The sequence below is a fragment of the Pseudomonas alkylphenolica genome, assembly GCF_004025535.1.
In the GTDB taxonomy this organism is placed as follows: domain Bacteria; phylum Pseudomonadota; class Gammaproteobacteria; order Pseudomonadales; family Pseudomonadaceae; genus Aquipseudomonas; species Aquipseudomonas alkylphenolica_A.
Map to the genome: position 1 here is coordinate 637,767 of NZ_QJRG01000034.1, position 18,166 is coordinate 655,932.

Below are 18,166 nucleotides of genomic sequence, written 5' to 3' on the forward strand. Positions count from 1 at the left end.
TTCAGCCATAGATAATCCGCTCGGCGAGCATCTGCGCCACCCGCGCGGGTGAGCGTTTTTCCGCTTGCGCGTGGGCAAATACTTCGGTCAGCCGCGAGGGAATGCGTGCCAGATGAGCAGTGATGGTGCCCAGCGGCTCATCACGGTGCTTGAGCGCTACATAGATCAACCCGCCGGCATTGATCACATAGTCGGGCGCGTAGAGAATTCCACGGCTTTCCAGCTGGTCGGCCACCTGCAAGGTGGTCAGCTGGTTATTCGCTGCACCCGCCACCGCGGCACAGCGCAATTGCATCACGCTCTGGCCATTGAGCACCGGTCCCACGCCGCACGGAGCAAAGATATCGCAGGGGGTGCTGATGAGCATTTCATTGGCTACAGGGCGGGCGTTGAACTGCTCCATGGCCAACTGCACCCTGCCGGGGTCGTGATCGCTGACCAGCAACTCGGCACCTGCGGCGTGCAGTTGTTCGGCCAATGCATAACCGACATTACCCAACCCCTGCACTGCTACCCGCAAGCCTTCCAGGTTGTCGCTGCCCAATCGCGCCATGGACGTTGCACGGATGCCAGCAAACACCCCCATCGCAGCATGGGGTGAAGGGTCACCGGCGGCGGTGGTACTGGTGACATGCTGGGTGGTCTGGGCAATGCAGTCCATGTCCAGTGTCGAGGTACCGCTGTCCACGGCGGTGATGAAGCGGCCTTGCAGGGTCTCGACAAAGCGTCCGAAGGCTTCAAACAGGGCAGCCCGGTTTTCCACGTGCGGGTTACGGATGATCACCGCCTTGCCCCCGCCCAGCGACAAGCCGGCCAGTGCGGCCTTGTAGCTCATCCCCTGGGCCAGGCGAATGGCGTCGACCATGGCACTGTCGTCATCCGGATACGCCAGGTAACGGCAGCCGCCCATGGCTGGGCCCAGATGTTCGCTGTGAATGGCGACCACCGCCTTGAGGCCGGTTGGCGGGTCGATGCACAGGTGCAGCGATTGCGTACGCGTGCTTTGCATGAGAGCGAACATCAGCGGGCTCCTCAGTGAGGTGCTGATCCCAGTATAGGCCGCACTTTGCCGATTGATGACAACGCCCGGACCACTGGACGAAAGGCCCCGCGAGCGCTACAAAATAAGCTTGAGCGGAGAATGCCATGCCCCCACGCCAAGCCTGTCTCGCCTGCCTGGAACGTGAACCGGTCGCCTTGCTGGAGGCCGCTTTATGGGTTGCTGCCGAACACGACAGCAGTGTCCAGCCACACCTGGTCATGGCTCAGGTACGACTGCTGCAACAGGACGTCAGTGCAGGCCTGCCCATGCTGCCACTAGGGGAACTGGCCCAGCCGCTGCTACGCAAACTCAACGCCCTGGGCTTTGCCCAGGATGAATACCTGCCATTGCGACCGCAGGCGGCACTGCTCGACAAAGTACTGGAACGCCGTCGCGGCCAGCCGCTGGCCTTGGCGTTACTGACGCTGGAACTGGCCCATGGGTTATCGATCCCGCTGGAAGGCGTGAACTTCCCTGGGCATTTCCTCCTGCGCGTACCGGGCGCAGACCACCTGCTCGATCCTTGTGGTGGTCGGCGACTCTACCCTGCCGACTGTCGCGAGTTGCTTGGCCGTCAGTTCGGCCCGCAAGTGCAGCTCAACGCCGACCACTTGCTCACCGCCAGCCCGCAACAGATGCTCCAGCGCCTGTCACGCAACCTGCGCCAGCTGCATGCGACCAATGGCGACGACCTCGCCGCCCTCAAGGATGCCGAACGGGTGATGCAACTGGGCACAGCCACCGCCAGCGACTACCTGGCCCGCGCCACGCTGTATCAGCACCTGGATTGCCCCCAGGCCGAACGTTTCGACCTGGAGTATGCCCTGCTGCTTAGCGACGACCCCATCCAGCGCCTGCGCCTGACCGAGCGTCTGGGCCAGTTGCCGCCCCAGGCCCGGTCAGTGCATTAGCCCTGACTTCAGGCGGCCGGCGCGTCCGGTTGCCTGGCCGGGTGGGCGACCACGAACGCGGCATGTTCCTGCGCCAGTGCCGCCACTCGACCAATGCGCGGGTAATCGCCAAGGCTGATGCCGAAGCGCTCGGCAGCGTACAGCTGTGGAATCAGGTAGACGTCCGCCAGCCCCGGCTCTTCACCAAAGCAAAAGCCGCTGTCACCGATCAGTTGCTCCACCGCCGCCAGGCCCTGACTGATCCAGTGTGCGATCCAGGCATTGACCTGCTGCTCGTCATGCCCCAACCCGCGCAGCTGATTGAGCACGCTGACGTTGTGCAGTGGGTGGATATCACAACCGATCAACGATGCCACCGCGCGCGCCTGGGCCCGCTGCACAGGATCGGAAGGCAGCAGTGCAGGCTGTGGATAAACCTCCTCCAGGTACTCGATGATCGCCGGTGACTGCACCAGCAGTTCACCGGAGTCGATCCTCAGGGCCGGCACGCGGCCCTGGGGATTGAGCGCAAGAAAGTGTTCCTCGCGCTGCTCGCCCTTGAGCAGATTGACCGGCACGTACTGGTACTCGAGCTGCTTGAGCGCCAGGGCAATCCTTACCCGATAGGACGAGGTCGAACGAAAGTAGTTGAACAGATCCATGGCCCTGCCCTCTTACCTGGCCGGAACAATCGTGCCGCGGCACTCGCCAAACCCGATCGAAGCCACACCGTCACGCACGCAGCGTGCGCGCAGAATGACTTCGTCACCGTCCTCAAGGAACTTGCGCACTTCGCCGGAAGCCAGTTGCACCGGTTCCTTGCCGCCCTGGGTGATTTCCAGCAGGCTGCCGAACTGGCCCGGCAGGGCACCCGACAAGGTTCCGGAGCCAAACAGGTCACCCGGCTGCAGCTGGCAACCGTTGACGCTGTGATGGGCGACCATTTGCGCGACGGTCCAGTACATGCTTGAAGTATTGCTCAATGTCAGGCGATGGGCCGGCAGGTTCTGTTCACGCATGCGCTCGGTCAGCAGCAGCACTTCTAGTTCGATGTCGAAAGCGCCTGTGGCCTGGTCGTGCGAATCGAGCAGATACGACAACGGCTGCGGGTCACCTTCGGGGCGCGCGGGCTGGGCACAACGGAAAGGCGCCAGCGCCTCGGCCGTCACCACCCAGGGGGAAACCGTCGAGATGAAGCTCTTGGACAGGAACGGCCCCAACGGCTGGTACTCCCAGGCCTGGATGTCACGGGCGGACCAGTCGTTGAGCAGGCAGAAACCGGCGATATGCTCAGCCGCCTCTGCGACCGGAATCGACTCGCCCATCTCGTTGCCCTGACCGATCCAGATCCCAAGCTCCAGCTCGTAGTCCAGGCGCGCGCAAGGCCCGAAGCTCGGCTCGGTCTGCCCGGCAGGCAGCGTCTGGCCCTTGGGGCGGCGCACGTCGGTGCCGGAGGGACGAATGGTCGAGGCACGGCCGTGATAGCCGATGGGCACATACTTGTAGTTGGGCAGCAGCGGGTTGTCCGGGCGGAACAGCTTGCCAACGTTCTTGGCGTGCTCGATGCCGACATAGAAATCGGTGTAGTCGCCGATCTGCGCCGGCAGGTGCAACTGGCATTCGGCGCTGTCCAGCAGCAAGGGCTTGAGCACGGCCTGATGTTCGCTGTGCTCGCCGAGCAGCTCCAACAGGCGTTCGCGCAAGGCCACCCGGGCGCTGCGGCCCAGGGCAAAGAAGGCATTGAGCGCACCGCCACGGGTGGCCTCGACAGCAACACGGGCGTGGCCGTCGAACAAACCGGCTACCAGCGCACCTTCAAGATCGAGAATGGCATCGCCAATGGCCACGCCACAGCGTTTGCCCTGGCCTTGGTGACTGAAGATCCCCAGCGGCAGGTTCTGCAGCGGAAAATCGCGGTGCCCGTTGGCGTGTTCGACCCAACTGCGGGCAGTGGCGGACTGATTCATGGGTTATCTCCGGTTCGGGGTGAAGGTGCTCGGCAAGGAAGCCCAGCAACTATCGTAGTCGGCCTGCAACTGCGGGCATTCAAGCGCATGACGGCTCGGACGCAGCACCTGGCTGGTCTCGAACATGAACGCCATGGTGTTGTCGATCTTGTTCGGCTTGAGGTCGGCAGCGATGGCATTGGCGCAGGTCTGCGCATCCGGGCCATGGGCACTCATGCAACTGTGCAAGGATGCACCGCCCGGCAGGAAGCCTTCGGCCTTGGCGTCGTACTCGCCCCTGATCAGCCCCATGAACTCGTTCATCAGGTTGCGGTGGAACCACGGTGGACGGAAGGTGTTTTCGGCCACCATCCAGCGCGGCGGAAAGATCACGAAGTCGAGGTTGGCCAGCCCCGGGACGCTGGTCGGCGAAGTAAGCACGGTGAAAATCGAAGGGTCCGGGTGGTCGAAGCTGACGGTACCGATGGTGTTGAACCGGCGCAGGTCATATTTGTAAGGCACGTTGTTGCCGTGCCAGGCAACCACGTCCAGCGGCGAATGATTGAGCTCACAGCCCCACAGTTCGCCGAGAAACTTCTGCACCAGTTGCACCTGGCCCTGATGATCTTCGTAGTGAGCGACCGGCGCGAGGAAATCGCGCGGGTTGGCCAGGCCGTTGCTACCGATCGGCCCCAGGTCCGGAATGCGCAGGGGGGCTCCGTGGTTTTCGGCGATGTAACCGCGGGCCTGGTCGTCGAGCAGCTCGACGCGAAACTTCAGGCCGCGTGGCAGCACAGCGATTTCCAGGGGCTCGACCGCCAGCACGCCCAGTTCGGTGATGATACGCAGGCGCCCCAGTTGCGGCACCACCAGCAGTTCGCCATCAGCGTTGAAAAATACCCGCTCCATGGAGCGGTTGGCGCAGTAACTATAAATGCTGATACCGGCAGGCTTTTCGCTGGCGGCGTTGGCGGCCATCGCTACCCAGCCATCGATAAAGTCAGTCGGCTCGCCCGGGATTTCCTGTGGGCTCCAACGCAGCCGGTTGGGCGTCACCGCGCCCAGCGGGCCACCCGCCAGCTGGCGCTCCAGGCGCTCGAAGCGCGGATGCAGCGCTGAAGGACGAATACGGTACATCCACGTACGCCGCATTTCGCTGCGGGTCATGGTGAAGGCCGTACCGGAAAACAGTTCGGCATACAGGCCGTACGGGGCCTTTTGCGGCGAGTTCTGGCCGGCCGGCAGGGCGCCGGGCAAGGCTTCGCTGGCGAATTCGTTGCCGAAACCACTTTGGTAATCGAGAACAGGGGTGCTGTCGAGGTTCATCGAGCCTCCGGGCCCAGTGCAGGCCGGTTGATGGCAGTTGGCTGCGAGCTGTTCACCGTAGCAGCGCTTCTGCGTTATTTTTATCGTAATCACATTACGCATAACGTAATTTGATTGGCGAAGACCGTCAAGCTATAAAGACGCCCACCAGGACTACCCGGATCGAATCCCCAATGGCCAAAGCCAGCTCCCCCGCCGACAACGCCGGCAAACAGAAGGTCCGTTCGGCCGAAGTCGGTACCGATATCCTCAAGGCCCTGGCCCAGCTGTCACCCTCGACCTCCCTGTCGCGTCTCGCCGAACACGTGGACATGCCCGCGAGCAAGGTGCACCGCTACCTGCAGGCGCTGATTGCCAGCGGCTTTGCCGAGCAGAATTCGGCCACCAACCACTATGGCCTGGGCCGTGAGGCTCTGCGTGTGGGGCTTGCAGCGCTGGGCGGGATGGATGTGCTGAAAGTCGCGGCTTTACCGTTGTCACAATTGCGCGACGCATTGAACGAGAGCTGCTTCATTGCTGTGTGGGGCAACCAGGGTGCGACCGTGGTCAATATCGAACCGGCGGTTCGCGCAGTGACCGTAGTCACCCAGATCGGCTCGGTGCTGCCGCTGCTCAGCTCATCGACCGGCCTGGTGTTTGGTGCCTACCTGCCAGAGCGCGAGACTGTCGAGTTGCGCGATCAGGAACTGGCAGCCCTGGGGCACAGCACCAGCGACTATGACGCCTTGTTCGCCAGCATCCGTGAACGTGGCCTGCACCATGTCCATGGTTTGCTCATGCCCGGCGTCGATGCCCTTTCGGCACCGGTGCTCAATGCCTTTGGCCAGATTGTCGCGGTATTGACCGTGGTCGGCCCGACGTCGATCTTCCATGCCGACGAACAAGGCCCGGCCGCGCAGCAATTGCTGGCCGCCGCGAAGATGATCAGCTGGCGCATGGGCTACGAAGTGGCCCCTTGAATTTGCTTACAAAGGCTCACAGTCATTCACGGGCACCTGCACTAAGGTAGGTGCTGCCGCACTGTTGCCAGCGGTGCAACAGTGATTGTCACAATTGACTATTTTTCCTTCAAGGTCAGCGGCTTATTCTGTTTGCAGCTGGACCGCGCCAACACGACAGCTGCTCTGGCACGGGCATTTCAGGCGTGAACAACCCGCCTTCCGGCAACAGGTTCACCGACGTTGATTTTGAAGCTCCTTGATCTGCGTCTTACTTGGCCGCTGCTTTGCAGCGGCCTTTTTTATTACCTGCTTTTTGCCCTCAGTCGTCATCGCTCTCATCAAAGTGAAACCGATGCAGCAACCGATGAGCGACCGGCGCCAGGATCAAGCCGATGCTGGCGACAAAGACCAGGCCTACATAAAGGCCATAGCCGGCAAAGAACAACTTGCCGCCAATGCTTTCGGGCAGGATCACCGGCCCTACCCCGCCCAACAGCAAGGTGGCGTTGAAGATCGCATCGTGTATAGGAATGTGTGGTTCGAAGTACAGGTGCCCGACTACACCGAAGAGGATCGAGGCGATCAGCAGCAGGCACGCGGCAAGCGCATGACGCAGCAATCGAAAGCGAAACTGGCGAGGTGAGATGACCGCCTCGGTTTTGGACTCGTACATCCGCTGTACTCCTGCATCGATCATGGCCGCCCAGCATAGGCAGGATCTGCCGGCGACCACAACCTCAGGCAGGTCTGATCAGCGGGGATGCTTCTGCAGGTTGGCCATCATCTGTTGCAACGCCTCCAGGCTGTCGCGCGGGTGCACGGCATCGGTGAAGTCACCGATAGTTTCCCAGTTGGCCGCGACATCTTCCGGAGTAAACCCTTGGTGCGGATTGAAACCTACGCCCAGGCTGCGCTCCCATCGCACTTTACCGACCCAGCCGCCGCCCACTTCAAAAAGCCCGCCGCTGTCCTGGCACTGCTCACTGCCCAGGTACACCACCAGCGGGCTGATCAGTTCCGGCTTGAGCTGCTCGAACACCTGCGGCGGAATCAGCCCTTCGGTCATGCGTGTGCCGCCAGTAGGTGCAATGGCGTTGACCAGAATGTTGTGTTTGCGGCCCTCGATGGCCAGGGTGCGGGTCAGGCCGTACAGGCCAAGTTTGGCCATGCCGTAGTTGGCCTGGCCGAAGTTGCCGTAAATGCCCGAGGTGGACGCAGTAAAAATCACCCTCCCCCAGTTCTGTTCGCGCAAGTGCGCCCAGGCCGCGCGAGTTACCTTGTAGGCACCTTCGACATGCACCTGGTAAACCTGCTGCCAATCACTGTCGTCCATTTTGTGGAAGGTTTTGTCACGCAGAATGCCGGCGTTGTTGACCAGCACATCGACTCGGCCAAAGGCATCCAGTGCCTGCTCGACAATGCGCTGGCCGTCGGCCACGGAGTCATGGTTGGCCACCGCCGTACCGCCGGCCTCGCGGATCTGTGCCACTACCCGGTCGGCAGCAGACACATTGGCGCCTTCGCCATGGGTCGAACCGCCCAGGTCATTGACCACCACCCGCGCGCCATGGCGGGCAAACAGCAAGGCGTGGGCTTGACCCAGGCCGCCACCGGCTCCGGTCACAATGACCACTTTATCGTCCAGACGCACCGAATCGTTCATGCTCATCACTCCAGCAAGAGGAAATGCCCGAGTGTCGGCCAGCACCAGCCAGCACACAATCAAGCGGGCAGAGGGTGAATGGCAGGCGATAAGGCTAGAAGATGATGAAGCACACCTGGCCCGTCAGGACCAGGCGACCTTCTGTGCGAAGCGCTGCAAGGGTTGCTCGCGAAACGTCAGGTAATGGCGCAACACCTGTGCCGGTGCTTCGGTATGCGGGTAATGGCCGATGCCTTGAAGCACTACGGTGTCGGGATTAGGAACCAGCTCCTGGTACCGTTCGAGCATGTGGATACCGGAAACCGGGTCGGCGGCACCGTTGATAAAACGCATGGGCACCGTGCCGTGCTGCAGGGCAGCCACCCAGCGCGCGCGATGGACCATGCGCTCAGGAACATAGGCGGCCAACTTGTGCAGGATCCGCGTGCCTCCGTTTGCCTCGATCAGGCTCCAGCTGTCATCCAGCGAGCTTTCGCTCGGGTGGGTGCAAGGGCCGTAAACCTGCGTGACATTACGCACCAGATCATCGCGCCCGAACGAGCGCGCCACCAGCCAGCCCAGGGGGCTGAGCAGCAGTTTCTGGATCAGCAGAGTGCGATGGCGCTCAGGAAACAACCCGCCGTTGAGGAACGCACAGCTGGCAATGTTCGCCTGCCCCTCATGGTGCCGCGCGAGTAACTCCTGAGCGACGCTGGCCCCGTAATCGTGGGCCAGCACATGCACGGGCTGGTCGATCTGCAGCTGCGCCAGCAAGGCCTGCTGCAAATCAGCCTGCTCGATCAGGCTGTACTCATGCTGTACCGGCTTGGCCGAGTCGCCAAAGCCGAGCATGTCGCAGGCAATCACCCGGAAGCGTTGAACCAGCGGCGCCCACAGGTAGTGCCAGTCCCAGCTGGCAGTGGGAAATCCGTGAATCAGTAGCAGCGGCTCTCCTTGCCCTGCGGTCCAGTATCGAATGCTCTGGCTACGGAACGAAAAATCCTGTCCCCGGGTACGCCAGACGCACAATGGAATTTCGGCCAAAGGCATTAGCGTATTCTCGTCAGCAGGAAGTAGATTGTGTTGGGCAAGGCATACGTTGCGGTCATTGCAATCACCTCGGCACATGCGTGTGCTCTACTGCCAAGCAGTCTAGCCATCACGCTGGCAAAGGTAAGTTGCATTGGCAGCCAGCTTATTGACCTTGTGAGTCAGGCAGCAACTTAACTGGCGCGCTCACACCATAAGGGTCAGCAGCGGCGCTGCGAACAGGTTCAACAACCCGGTCAGGACCATCACCAGACCCGCTACAGAGCCCTCTTCCCTGCCGACTTCCTGCGCGCGGCTGACCCCGGCGCCATGGGCCCCGACACCGAACAGCGCACCGCGTGCCAGCGGTGTACGCAACGGCAGGAATCTGAGCAGCACCCCGCCGAACATGGCCCCCAGCACCCCGGTGAACATCACGAACACTGCAGTCAGCTCCGGAACGCCGCCCAGGTCACGCGCCAGTGGCATGGCAAAGGGTGTGGTAATCGAGCGCGGCAACAACGACAGACTTACCGCACTGTCCAGCGACAACAGATGCGCCAGCCCCCAGGAACTGCCGATCGAGGCTGCGCTGCCCACCACCATGCCCAGGGTCAGAGCCGGCCAATGGCGCGCCAGCAACGCCCGTTGTTGCCAGATCGGAATGGCAAAGGCCACCGTCACCGGCCCCAATACCGACATCAACCAGTGGGTATCACGCGAATACTCGGCATAAGCGGTGTTCAGCGGCACGGCAATCGCCAGCAGCAACACCGGTACCAGGATCAACGGCGATAGCAGATAGCGCCCGGTACGTCGGTACAGCCAGCGGCTGCCCAGGTAGGCAAGCAAGGTCAAGGCAAGCCAGAACAGCGGCATCGGTTCAAACGTCATGACGCATCCTCCAGCGGCACACCCACTCCACGGTAACCGCCGTCATCACCATGACCATCAAGGTGCTGACGCCGATAACCAGCAGGATCCGCCACCCCTCATCACGCAGCAGGCTGCCGTAATCGAGCAGGCTCATCAGTGCGGGGATGAAGAACAACAGCATTTCGGCCATCAACAGGCCCGCGCCCAATTGCAATGTGGCCGGCTTCAGCCAGCCCAGGGCAAACAGGATCAACAACAGTGCCAGACCCATGACGCCGCCGGGAATTGGCCAGCCCAGCCAGGCTGCCAACTGGCCGCCGAAAGCATAGAGGGCAAGAAATACCGCCAGCTCGGCGAGCAGGCGGAAAAAACGCTTGGTAGATGCGGTAGTCATCGTGGGGAACCTCTTCAAGGCACTATTCTAAAAGGCCATCCACCACGCGAAAAACGAATTGTTAGACTGGCTTCCATTCCACTATGGAATTTAACGCATGGAATTCAAACAGCTGCGCAGCTTTATCGAAGTCATCCACCGTGGGGGCTTTACCCAGGCGTCCCACAGCCTGCACATCAGCCAGTCGGCGGTCAGCAAGCAAGTGGCACAACTGGAGCAGGACCTGGGCGTTGCCCTGCTCGAGCGCCAGGGCTCGCACTTGCACCTGACCGCCGCCGGCAAGGTGGTGCTGGAGCGCGGCGAAGCGATGCTGCGCCTGCGCCAGGAGTTGCAGAACGAACTCGACGACCTCAGCCAACTGGCCCGCGGTGAACTGCGCCTGGGGCTGCCGCTGCTGGGCAGCGATGCCCTGTTTGCCCGCCTGTTTGCCGAGTACCGGCGGCGCTACCCGAATATCACCGTTTATCTGCTCGAAGGCGGTAGTCGCAATGTTGAACAAGCCGTACTCAGCGGAGAGCTGGAACTGGGTGGCAGCCTGACGCCTAGCGACCCGGCGTTCGCCTTTCAACCGTTCTGCAATGAACCGCTCGACGCCCTGCTACCTGCGGACCATCCATTGGCCGCCGCCGAGCACGTACACCTGGCACAACTGGCCGATACACCGTTCCTGCTGTACCAGAGCAGCTTCGTGCTCAATGACCGCTTGCTCAGCGCTTGCCAGAAGGTGGGGTTCACGCCCAAGGAAGGCGGGCGCAGCGGCCAGGCCGATTTCCTCGCTGCCCTGGTGGCCGCAGGCCAGGGCGTGGTGCTGCTGCCCAGTGTGGTGGCCAGAGGACTGGAGCGCCCCGGCGTGGTGCGGCTGGCCCTGAGCGAGCCCACCGACCTGCGCTGGGACATCGCCTTCATCTGGCGTGAAGGCGCCTACTTGTCGCGGGCGGCCCAAGCCTGGTTGCAACTGTTGCGCGAGCAACAACCACCGACGTGATCAGCCACGCAGTGCGCTCATCAGCTCAGCCAGCCACGGCTCGGCGTCGGTTTCAGGGGTCACGGTTTCACTGGCGTCCAGACGCAGCATGGGCTGCACCTCATTGATGCCCAGTTCGGCGAACAGTTCGCGCAGCTGCTCGCCGCCACCACAGAAGGTATCGCCGTAGCTGGAGTCACCCAGGGCGATGACCGCACCGGGCAAACCGCGCCAGGCCGCCGGCAACACATCGCGGATTTCACTGAACAACGGCATCAGGTTGTCGGGCAACTCGCCCATGCCGGTCGTCGAGGTCACTGCCAGAAACGCCTCCGGGGCAAAGCCCTGAAGATCCTGCAAAGTGGCTCGGGCAGCGTGCCAGGCCTCGAATCCTGCAGCTTTGAGCAGCGATTCGGCATGCCGTGCGACTTCTTCGGCCGTACCGTAGACCGAACCGGAAAGGATGGCGACTTTCATAGAGGGTTCCGAAACTGAGTAAAAACGTAGGATACTAACATTGGGCAGTGGCAAAAGGCCTCAATCGCCGAATCAGCACAGTGGTGCAATCCACTGGAATCAGCCAGCCGCCCTCTCCAAGACCTTGCGGACGTTATTGATGATCAACGCCAAACTGCTACAACGCATGATTGATGCCTCCAATGACGGCATCGTGGTCGCTGAACAGGAAGGCGATGATGACACCATCCTGATTTATGTGAACCCGGCGTTTGAGCGCCTGACCGGCTACGGAGCCAACGATATCCTCTACCGCGATTGCCGTTTTCTGCAAAACGATGACCGTGACCAGGCCTCTCGCGCACTGATTCGCGAGGCGATCAAAAGCGGCCAGCCGTGCCGGGAAATCCTGCGCAACTACCGCAAGGACGGCAGTGCATTCTGGAACGAGCTGTCGATTACCCCTGTGTATATCGAAGCCGATCAGCGCAAATACTTCATCGGCATCCAGAAAGATGTCAGCCGTCAGGTCGAGGCGGAGCAGCGAGTAATCGAGCTTGAGCGCGAACTGGCTCAGGCGCGGGCACGCATTGCTGAACTGGAAAGCGACGAACGGTAAAAACAAAACTGCCGCTCAGTTGTCCATCACGGTGAAGAAATGCGCTCACGTCCGCCACTTTCGAGTTCGACCATGCAAGCAAATGCCCTCCTGACTCAGGATGAGCTGGATTTCATCCGGACCATGCAGCACACGTCCCTGCCTTCACCGGCGGAGTCGGTGTCGCGCCTGATGGTCTCTGGCGGCAGTGACATCAAAAACCTGCTGACCCGGCTGATCGCCGATGAGCAGGTCACCTTGCAGGCGCAGTTCGACAACCACCAGATGACCTTTCCGCTGCACCTGGTCGAAGACGAGTTCCACGCCCTGCAACTGCAGCTGGGCGCGCCGCGCATCTATGAAGAAGGCCCGATGGTGCGCCCATGGCGGCTGACCCTTGAGTCGCCGCTGGCGCTGGAAGACGACCTGGGTTTGAGTACCGGCCTGTGGGTACGGGAAATTTCGTTCAAGGGGGTGCTGGTAGACGTTCGTGACCAGCCCGAGCCGCCTGAAACCTTCGACCTCTGGTTCAGCCCGGACAATTGCGCCCCCATCGCCTTGCACGGCATCCTGCAGCGGCGCACCGGGCAAAACCTTGCGGCCTACAACCTCTGCGAAAGCCAGCAGAGCGAGATCGAACGGCTACGCGAGTACATCCTTCAGGCCCACCGCCAGGCCCATCCGGAGCTGCACCCTTAACTGTCCAGGTGACCGGCCAGGTATTGCTGCAAGCGGCGGCGCATTAGCCGGCCTTCACTGCCCAGGCACGCCACTTGCGAACCGATCAGGCTGTCCTGGGCCATGTCCGCCGCCTCGCCAGCCAGCAACAGCGGGCACTCCAGCGTAAGGGCCAGATGCGCCAGGCGCTTGGGCAAGTCGTGCGCTGGCGGGTGATTCGAGAACAGCACCAGGGCATGCGGCATCATGCGCTCACACACCAGATGCAGCTCTTCGACCGGCTGCCCCAGCCCCAGCACGGTCACGGCGATGTCACTGCTGCTCAGTAACAACGCTGCCACCAGCAACTCCAGTTCCCGGCAATGCCCGGGAATGGCGGCCAACAGTACTCTGGCTTCCTGTTGATCACCCGACAGCTGCAGGCGCTGCAATACCCGTCCGCGCAGAAAACCGTCGAGGAACAGCCATTCGCTGAGGTGGCCGAACGCCTCCTGGGTGCTGCGCAGCTCTTGCCAGACCGGCAACAGGATGTCCTGGAACGTGACCACCAGCGGATAACTGCTGAACACCTGGCCATACACCTGCTCCAGCCGGCGCTCATCGAACGCCCGAACGGCTTGACGCAGCTGCAACTGCCATTGTTTGAAATCGTCCTGGGAAGCCTGGCTACGCGGCGCCTCGGCCTGAGACTTGAGAGTCTGGTTGCGGGCGAGAATCTTGCCGACCTTGCTCACCGCCACCCCACGCTCGATCCAGCCGAGGATGTTGCGCACCTCGTCGATGTCGGCCTGGGAATACAGGCGATGCCCACTTTCGGTGCGCGTCGGTTGAATCAGCCCGTATCGGCGCTCCCATGCACGCAGAGTGACCGGGTTGATGCCGGTCAGGCGCGACACTTCACGGATCGGAAACAGCTCCTCCTGATCGAGATTACCGGGACTCAACGAAGACTGGGCAGGTTCAAGCATTGCCGGGAAACCACGATTCTAGGGCCAAGGCGCATTCTACTCCGGGCACTACGGGGCGACCATTGGCAATTCTGTGAGGCAGCACACGATCAGCACTGACGAGTCAGGTTATTTGAGGAATAATCCGTGCCCGCTTTTTGCATGCAAGCAGATGCCGTCCACCACCCCGGACGCATTTCATGGGCAGGCCACCCGCCACGCCCAGTTGCCAGGAGATACACAATGTCTACCCCACCCGTAACCTTGATGGTGACGCGCCGCGTCGCCGAAGGCCGCTATCAGGACCTGATGAGCTGGCTGCACGAAGGCGAACAGCTGGCCACCGACTTTACCGGTTACCTGGGCTCCGGCGTGCTCGCGCCGCCTCCGCAGGGGGACGAGTTCCAGATCATCTTCCGCTTCACCAACGAGCAGACCATGCAGGCCTGGGAGCACTCGGCCTCGCGCAAGGCCTGGCTGGCCCGCGGCAACGGCCTGTTCGAGCAACCCCTGGAGTTGCGCGCCAGTGGCCTGGACGGCTGGTTTGGCACCAATCCGGTGCAACGTCCACCACGCTGGAAACAAGCAGTAGCAATCTGGCTCGCGTTCTTTCCCGTTTCGCTGTTGTTCAACCTGCTGTTCGGCCACTGGCTCAGTGCCCTGGACCTGGTGCCGCGAATATTGCTGAGCACCTTGGGCCTGACGCCCTTGATGGTGTATTTCTTCATCCCGTTGTCGACCCGCGTACTGGCCAACTGGCTCAATGCGCCGACACGTCGCGCCAGCCCGCAGGGTGCGCGCAACCCCGCTTAGTTCGGGTATGCTGGGGGCTATCCAAGCGAACCTGCAAAAGTTGACCGCCCCCACCATGAACAGCCCAATTCTTGTCACCGGAGCCAGCCAGCGAGTCGGCCTGGCGTTGGCCCTGAACCTGGCGCAGGCCGGCCATACCGTGGTCAGCGCCAGCCGCAGTAAAAGCCCCAAGGCTGAGCATCCGAACATCATCCAGTTTCAGGCCGACCTGTGCCTGGAGCAGGACCGTCTGGCCCTGATCGACCACCTGCAGCGCAACTACGATGGCCTGCGCGCGATCATCCACAACGCATCGCTGTGGCTCGATGATGACCTGGCCAACCTCAACACCATGTTCAAGCTGCATGTCGAAGCGCCCTATCACCTGAACCTGGCGCTGGGCGAGCAACTGCTGAAGATGAACAAGGCCGATATCATCCATATCTGCGACGAAACTTCCTCGCGCGGCAGCAAGAGCCATATCGGCTATGCCGCCACCAAAGCGGCGTTGCAAAACATGGTGCTGTCGTTTGCCGAAAAGTACGCCCCGGTGGTCAGGGTCAACGCGATTCTGCCAGGGCTGCTGATCCTCAAGGAAAACAGCGACGACGCCTATCGCCAGCAAACCCTTAAAAAGGCCCTGCTGGAATTCGAGCCCGGTGCCCAGCCGCTGATCGAAGCGGTGCAGTTCCTGCTCGAAAGCCAATACAGCACAGGCAGCAACGTGGTCATCAACGGTGGCCGTCACCTGAAGAACCGAATTGCCGTCGATTGAATTGTCCCTGTCACGAGAACGACCATGAACGACCAACAGAAACTCGAGCTCGAAGCCGCGGCATTCCGCCGGCTGGTAGCCCACCTGGACAGCCGCAAGGATGTGCAGAACATCGACCTGATGAACCTCTCCGGCTTCTGCCGCAACTGCCTGTCCAAATGGTACAAGGCCGCCGCCGACGAGCGTCAGATCGAGCTGAGCATGGATGAGGCCCGTGAAGTGGTGTACGGCATGCCTTACGCCGAATGGAAAACCCAATACCAGAAAGAAGCCAGCGCCGAACAACAGGCGGCGTATGCCAAAGGAAAGCCAAATGACTGATCTGAACACCCTGCGCACCAGCCTGGCGTCCGGCGCACATCAATTCGCCGACACCCTGAGCTTTATCGCAGCCCATTACGACTACCAGCCACAGGCGTTCACCAATGGCGGCGTGGAAAACGCTGCCGGGCAGAACGAAGGCTCGTGCAAGACCCTGGGCCTGGCCCTGCTCGAAGGCTTGAGCGACCAGGAAGCGCTGCTGGCGTTCGGCGAGCACTATCGCTCGGTGCTGGCGACCCCCGAAGGCACTGATCACGGCAACATCCGCGCCCTGATCCAGCACGGCCTGGCCGGGGTGAGCTTCAGCGCGCAGCCGCTCAAGGCACGTTAAGCGCCAGCACCCGTCCTGGCGTGTTGTCGGCCAGTTGCCCCTGCTGCAGCCAATGCAGGGCAATTGGCCAGAGCCGCTTCTGAAAGCGGTTGTGGAAGAATGCGAAATGACCGATCTGGGCCACCTCGATGTCAGCCGGCGCAATGCGCAGATGGCTGCGTGAACTGCCTTCGAAATAACCCAGCAAACGCTCGATTGCCGCCACCGTACCGAAAGGATCGTCGGTCAGGCTGATCGCCAGCGTCTGCGCCTTCACCCGGGCAAAGGGCAACTCACCCAGCGCCTTGCCACTGGGGCGCAACTCGTAGGCTGCGGTCCGTGTACTCCAGTCTCTGACCACGCCGGCCGGCGTATCCTCGAGCCAGCCCAGGCGTTTGCCCGGAAAATAACCGAATACCCGCGTCAGCAACGGCATCAGCACATGCCATTTGCCGAACAGCTGCCAACGGCTGTCGGCCGCATAGTCACGCCAGTAGGCAAACTGGGCACCGACCGTCACCAGCCGGCGCACCCGGGCAGACGAAGTGGCCAGCCCCGCCGCGCAGCCGCCAAAGCTGTGGCCGACGACATCAATGGGTTGACCGGGGAACTCGCGTGCGGCGCGTTGCAGGATGGCCTCGAAATCCAGCGCTCCCCAGTCGGTCCAGGACGCCTGGAAATGGCGCATGACCTGTGGTCGCGACTCGCCGATACCGCGATAGTCATAAGTCATGACATCGAAGCCGTGGCTGAACAGGTATTGGGCAAAGCGGGCGTAATAACTGCACCGCACCGACGTCGCCGCGTTGATGATCACCACTGCACGGGTGCTGTCTGGGACCGCGTGGCGCCAGCAAAAGCCGCCGAGTGGATAACCATCGCCTGCACATTCAACAAACGCCTGGGCGGTGTTGCTGACGGCGGGCAGAGGGGGAAATGTTTCGAGGCTGCTCATGGGGAAACCTCAAACAGTCGCCGCCCCGGTGCGAACACAGGGGCGGCGGCGGTGGGCGGGTTACAGCTCGATGCAGTCAAACTTTACATCGGTGGCGACGTCAGCGTCGTAGTCGACGTCCGAGCGCTCGAAACCGAACAGGTTAAGGAACTGCTTCTTGTAACCGGCGTAGTCGGTCAGCTCGAACAGGTTCTCGGTGGTCACTTGCGGCCACATGGCCTTGCAGGCGTCCTGCACGTCGTCACGCAGTTCCCAGTCGTCCAGGCGCAAGCGGCCCTTCTCGTCCAGTTCCGCCGGGGCACCGTCGGCACGGTACATGCGGTCACGGAACATGCGGTCCAGCTGATCCTGGGTACCTTCGTGAACACCCTTCTCCTGCATGATCTTGAAGACCATCGACAGGTACAACGGCATGACCGGAATGGCCGAGCTGGCCTGAGTTACAACCGACTTGAGCACGGCCACGTTGGCGCTACCGCCGACTTTTTTGCCCAGACGCACGGCAGTTTCGTCGAGGTCCTGCTTGGCCTTGCCCAGCGCACCGTGCCAGTAGATCGGCCAGGTGATCTCGGTACCGATGTAGCTGAAGGCCACGGTGCGGGCCTGTGGCGCGAGAACGCCAGCAGCGTTCAGGGCATCGATCCACAGTTCCCAGTCCTGGCCACCCATGACGGTCACGGTGTCGGCGATTTCCTGATCGGTGGCAGGCTCGATCGACGCCTCGATGATGGTGTCTTTGTTAGTGTCGATGGCTGTCGACTTGTACGGCTGGCCGATAGGCTTGAGCGCCGAACGCACGACGGTGTCGGTGCCTGGCAGCTTGCGCACAGGCGATGCCAGCGAGTAGATCACCAGATCAACCTGGCCACCCATTTCGTTCTTGATCAGCTCGATCACCTTGGCCCGCGCTTCGTCGGAGAAGGCGTCGCCGTTGACCGACTTGCTGTACAGGCCTTCGGCCTTGGCGAACTTGTCGAACGCGGCGGCGTTGTACCAGCCTGCGGTACCCGGCTTGGTTTCAGTGCCCGGCTTTTCGAAGAACACACCCAGGGTGTCAGCACCGAAACCGAACGCAGCGGTAATGCGCGCTGCCAGGCCGTAGCCGCTGGATGCACCGATCACCAGCACCTTTTTCGGACCATCCTCGCGCACGCCCAGCTTGCGGGTGGCTTCGATCTGATCACGTACGTTCAGTTCGCAACCCTTCGGGTGCGTAGTGGTGCAGATAAAACCGCGAACTTTAGGATGGATGACCAATGTCTGTACCTCGTCAGTGAATTTGCT

General features: G+C 61.7%; 22 protein-coding genes. 9 read left to right on the forward strand and 13 right to left on the reverse strand.

The genetic code is table 11. The features are described 5' to 3' along the window. Position 1: 1 nt before the first annotated feature. Complete coding sequence (locus DM813_RS07060; protein ID WP_128322687.1) at positions 2-1,021, reverse strand: Leu/Phe/Val dehydrogenase; 1,020 nt, start codon at positions 1,019-1,021, stop codon at positions 2-4. Positions 1,022-1,146: 125 nt separating this feature from the next. Here DM813_RS07060 and DM813_RS07065 point away from each other — a divergent pair, with 125 nt between their 5' ends. Beyond that, the gene (locus tag DM813_RS07065; RefSeq protein WP_128322688.1) at positions 1,147-1,953 is read left to right on the forward strand and encodes a SirB1 family protein; all 807 of its coding nucleotides are present in this window, start codon (positions 1,147-1,149) and stop codon (positions 1,951-1,953) included. Between the two features lie 8 nt (positions 1,954-1,961). Here DM813_RS07065 and maiA read toward each other — a convergent pair whose 3' ends face one another. The 3 genes from maiA to hmgA are packed head-to-tail and all read right to left on the reverse strand — an operon-like array spanning position 1,962 to position 5,204. Beyond that, entirely contained in the window at positions 1,962-2,594 is a 633-nt protein-coding gene (gene maiA, locus DM813_RS07070; RefSeq protein WP_128322689.1) for a maleylacetoacetate isomerase, read from the reverse strand. Between the two features lie 12 nt (positions 2,595-2,606). Then, on the reverse strand, positions 2,607-3,899 hold the full coding sequence (fahA, locus tag DM813_RS07075; RefSeq protein ID WP_128322690.1) for a fumarylacetoacetase: 1,293 nt from the start codon (positions 3,897-3,899) through the stop codon (positions 2,607-2,609). A gap of 3 nt (positions 3,900-3,902) precedes the next feature. Beyond that, a complete protein-coding gene (gene hmgA, locus DM813_RS07080) occupies positions 3,903-5,204 on the reverse strand; it encodes a homogentisate 1,2-dioxygenase (protein ID WP_128322691.1) in 1,302 nt (433 codons plus the stop codon). 173 nt (positions 5,205-5,377) lie between these two features. Here hmgA and DM813_RS07085 point away from each other — a divergent pair, with 173 nt between their 5' ends. Further along, a complete protein-coding gene (locus tag DM813_RS07085; protein WP_128322692.1) occupies positions 5,378-6,163 on the forward strand; it encodes an IclR family transcriptional regulator in 786 nt (261 codons plus the stop codon). A gap of 301 nt (positions 6,164-6,464) precedes the next feature. Here DM813_RS07085 and DM813_RS07090 read toward each other — a convergent pair whose 3' ends face one another. From DM813_RS07090 to DM813_RS07110, 5 genes are all read right to left on the reverse strand, one after another. Then, positions 6,465-6,818: a superinfection exclusion B family protein gene (locus DM813_RS07090; protein ID WP_128322693.1), complete on the reverse strand. Its 354-nt coding sequence runs from the start codon at positions 6,816-6,818 to the stop codon at positions 6,465-6,467. A 78-nt stretch (positions 6,819-6,896) separates the two neighbouring features. Then, on the reverse strand, positions 6,897-7,808 hold the full coding sequence (locus tag DM813_RS07095) for an SDR family oxidoreductase (RefSeq protein ID WP_128322694.1): 912 nt from the start codon (positions 7,806-7,808) through the stop codon (positions 6,897-6,899). 123 nt (positions 7,809-7,931) lie between these two features. Then, positions 7,932-8,837 carry an alpha/beta fold hydrolase gene (locus DM813_RS07100; protein ID WP_128322695.1) on the reverse strand — a complete coding sequence of 302 codons (906 nt, stop codon included), beginning with the start codon at positions 8,835-8,837 and terminating at the stop codon, positions 7,932-7,934. A 186-nt stretch (positions 8,838-9,023) separates the two neighbouring features. Further along, positions 9,024-9,710, reverse strand: coding sequence for an LrgB family protein (locus DM813_RS07105; RefSeq protein ID WP_128322696.1), 687 nt, complete (start codon positions 9,708-9,710; stop codon positions 9,024-9,026). Beyond that, positions 9,700-10,086 carry a CidA/LrgA family protein gene (locus tag DM813_RS07110; RefSeq protein ID WP_128322697.1) on the reverse strand — a complete coding sequence of 129 codons (387 nt, stop codon included), beginning with the start codon at positions 10,084-10,086 and terminating at the stop codon, positions 9,700-9,702. The genes DM813_RS07105 and DM813_RS07110 overlap by 11 nt, the downstream gene beginning before the upstream one ends. Before the next feature lie 97 nt (positions 10,087-10,183). Here DM813_RS07110 and DM813_RS07115 point away from each other — a divergent pair, with 97 nt between their 5' ends. Next, entirely contained in the window at positions 10,184-11,071 is an 888-nt protein-coding gene (locus DM813_RS07115) for a LysR family transcriptional regulator (RefSeq protein ID WP_128322698.1), read from the forward strand. Here DM813_RS07115 and DM813_RS07120 read toward each other — a convergent pair whose 3' ends face one another. Further along, positions 11,072-11,527 (reverse strand): flavodoxin, encoded by a 456-nt coding sequence (locus DM813_RS07120; protein WP_128322699.1) that lies wholly within the window; start codon positions 11,525-11,527, stop codon positions 11,072-11,074. It lies immediately after the preceding gene. Positions 11,528-11,666: 139 nt separating this feature from the next. On the opposite strand from DM813_RS07120, the gene DM813_RS07125 reads away from it, so the two are divergent. After that, complete coding sequence (locus DM813_RS07125; RefSeq protein WP_128322700.1) at positions 11,667-12,125, forward strand: PAS domain S-box protein; 459 nt, start codon at positions 11,667-11,669, stop codon at positions 12,123-12,125. A 72-nt stretch (positions 12,126-12,197) separates the two neighbouring features. Continuing rightward, on the forward strand, positions 12,198-12,803 hold the full coding sequence (locus tag DM813_RS07130; protein WP_128322701.1) for a hypothetical protein: 606 nt from the start codon (positions 12,198-12,200) through the stop codon (positions 12,801-12,803). On the opposite strand, the gene DM813_RS07135 is transcribed toward DM813_RS07130, so the two are convergent. Next, a complete protein-coding gene (locus DM813_RS07135; RefSeq protein ID WP_128322702.1) occupies positions 12,800-13,750 on the reverse strand; it encodes a MerR family transcriptional regulator in 951 nt (316 codons plus the stop codon). The genes DM813_RS07130 and DM813_RS07135 overlap by 4 nt on opposite strands. A 222-nt stretch (positions 13,751-13,972) precedes the next feature. Here DM813_RS07135 and DM813_RS07140 point away from each other — a divergent pair, with 222 nt between their 5' ends. Genes DM813_RS07140 through DM813_RS07155 form a run of 4 tightly spaced genes read left to right on the forward strand, consistent with a single transcriptional unit; the run spans position 13,973 to position 15,948 of the window. Beyond that, the gene (locus DM813_RS07140; protein ID WP_128322703.1) at positions 13,973-14,542 is read left to right on the forward strand and encodes an antibiotic biosynthesis monooxygenase; all 570 of its coding nucleotides are present in this window, start codon (positions 13,973-13,975) and stop codon (positions 14,540-14,542) included. 7 nt (positions 14,543-14,549) lie between these two features. Continuing rightward, positions 14,550-15,296 (forward strand): dihydromonapterin reductase, encoded by a 747-nt coding sequence (gene folM, locus DM813_RS07145; protein ID WP_420066436.1) that lies wholly within the window; start codon positions 14,550-14,552, stop codon positions 15,294-15,296. Between the two features lie 24 nt (positions 15,297-15,320). Next, on the forward strand, positions 15,321-15,617 hold the full coding sequence (locus DM813_RS07150) for a DUF1244 domain-containing protein (protein ID WP_128322705.1): 297 nt from the start codon (positions 15,321-15,323) through the stop codon (positions 15,615-15,617). Next, complete coding sequence (locus DM813_RS07155; RefSeq protein WP_164897211.1) at positions 15,610-15,948, forward strand: HopJ type III effector protein; 339 nt, start codon at positions 15,610-15,612, stop codon at positions 15,946-15,948. Before DM813_RS07150 ends, DM813_RS07155 begins: the two co-directional genes overlap by 8 nt. Here the strand turns inward: DM813_RS07155 and DM813_RS07160 are convergent. Next, on the reverse strand, positions 15,935-16,882 hold the full coding sequence (locus DM813_RS07160; protein WP_128322707.1) for an alpha/beta hydrolase family protein: 948 nt from the start codon (positions 16,880-16,882) through the stop codon (positions 15,935-15,937). The genes DM813_RS07155 and DM813_RS07160 overlap by 14 nt on opposite strands. Before the next feature lie 60 nt (positions 16,883-16,942). Next, the gene (gene fabV / locus DM813_RS07165; RefSeq protein WP_128322708.1) at positions 16,943-18,139 is read right to left on the reverse strand and encodes an enoyl-ACP reductase FabV; all 1,197 of its coding nucleotides are present in this window, start codon (positions 18,137-18,139) and stop codon (positions 16,943-16,945) included. Positions 18,140-18,166: the final 27 nt, after the last annotated feature.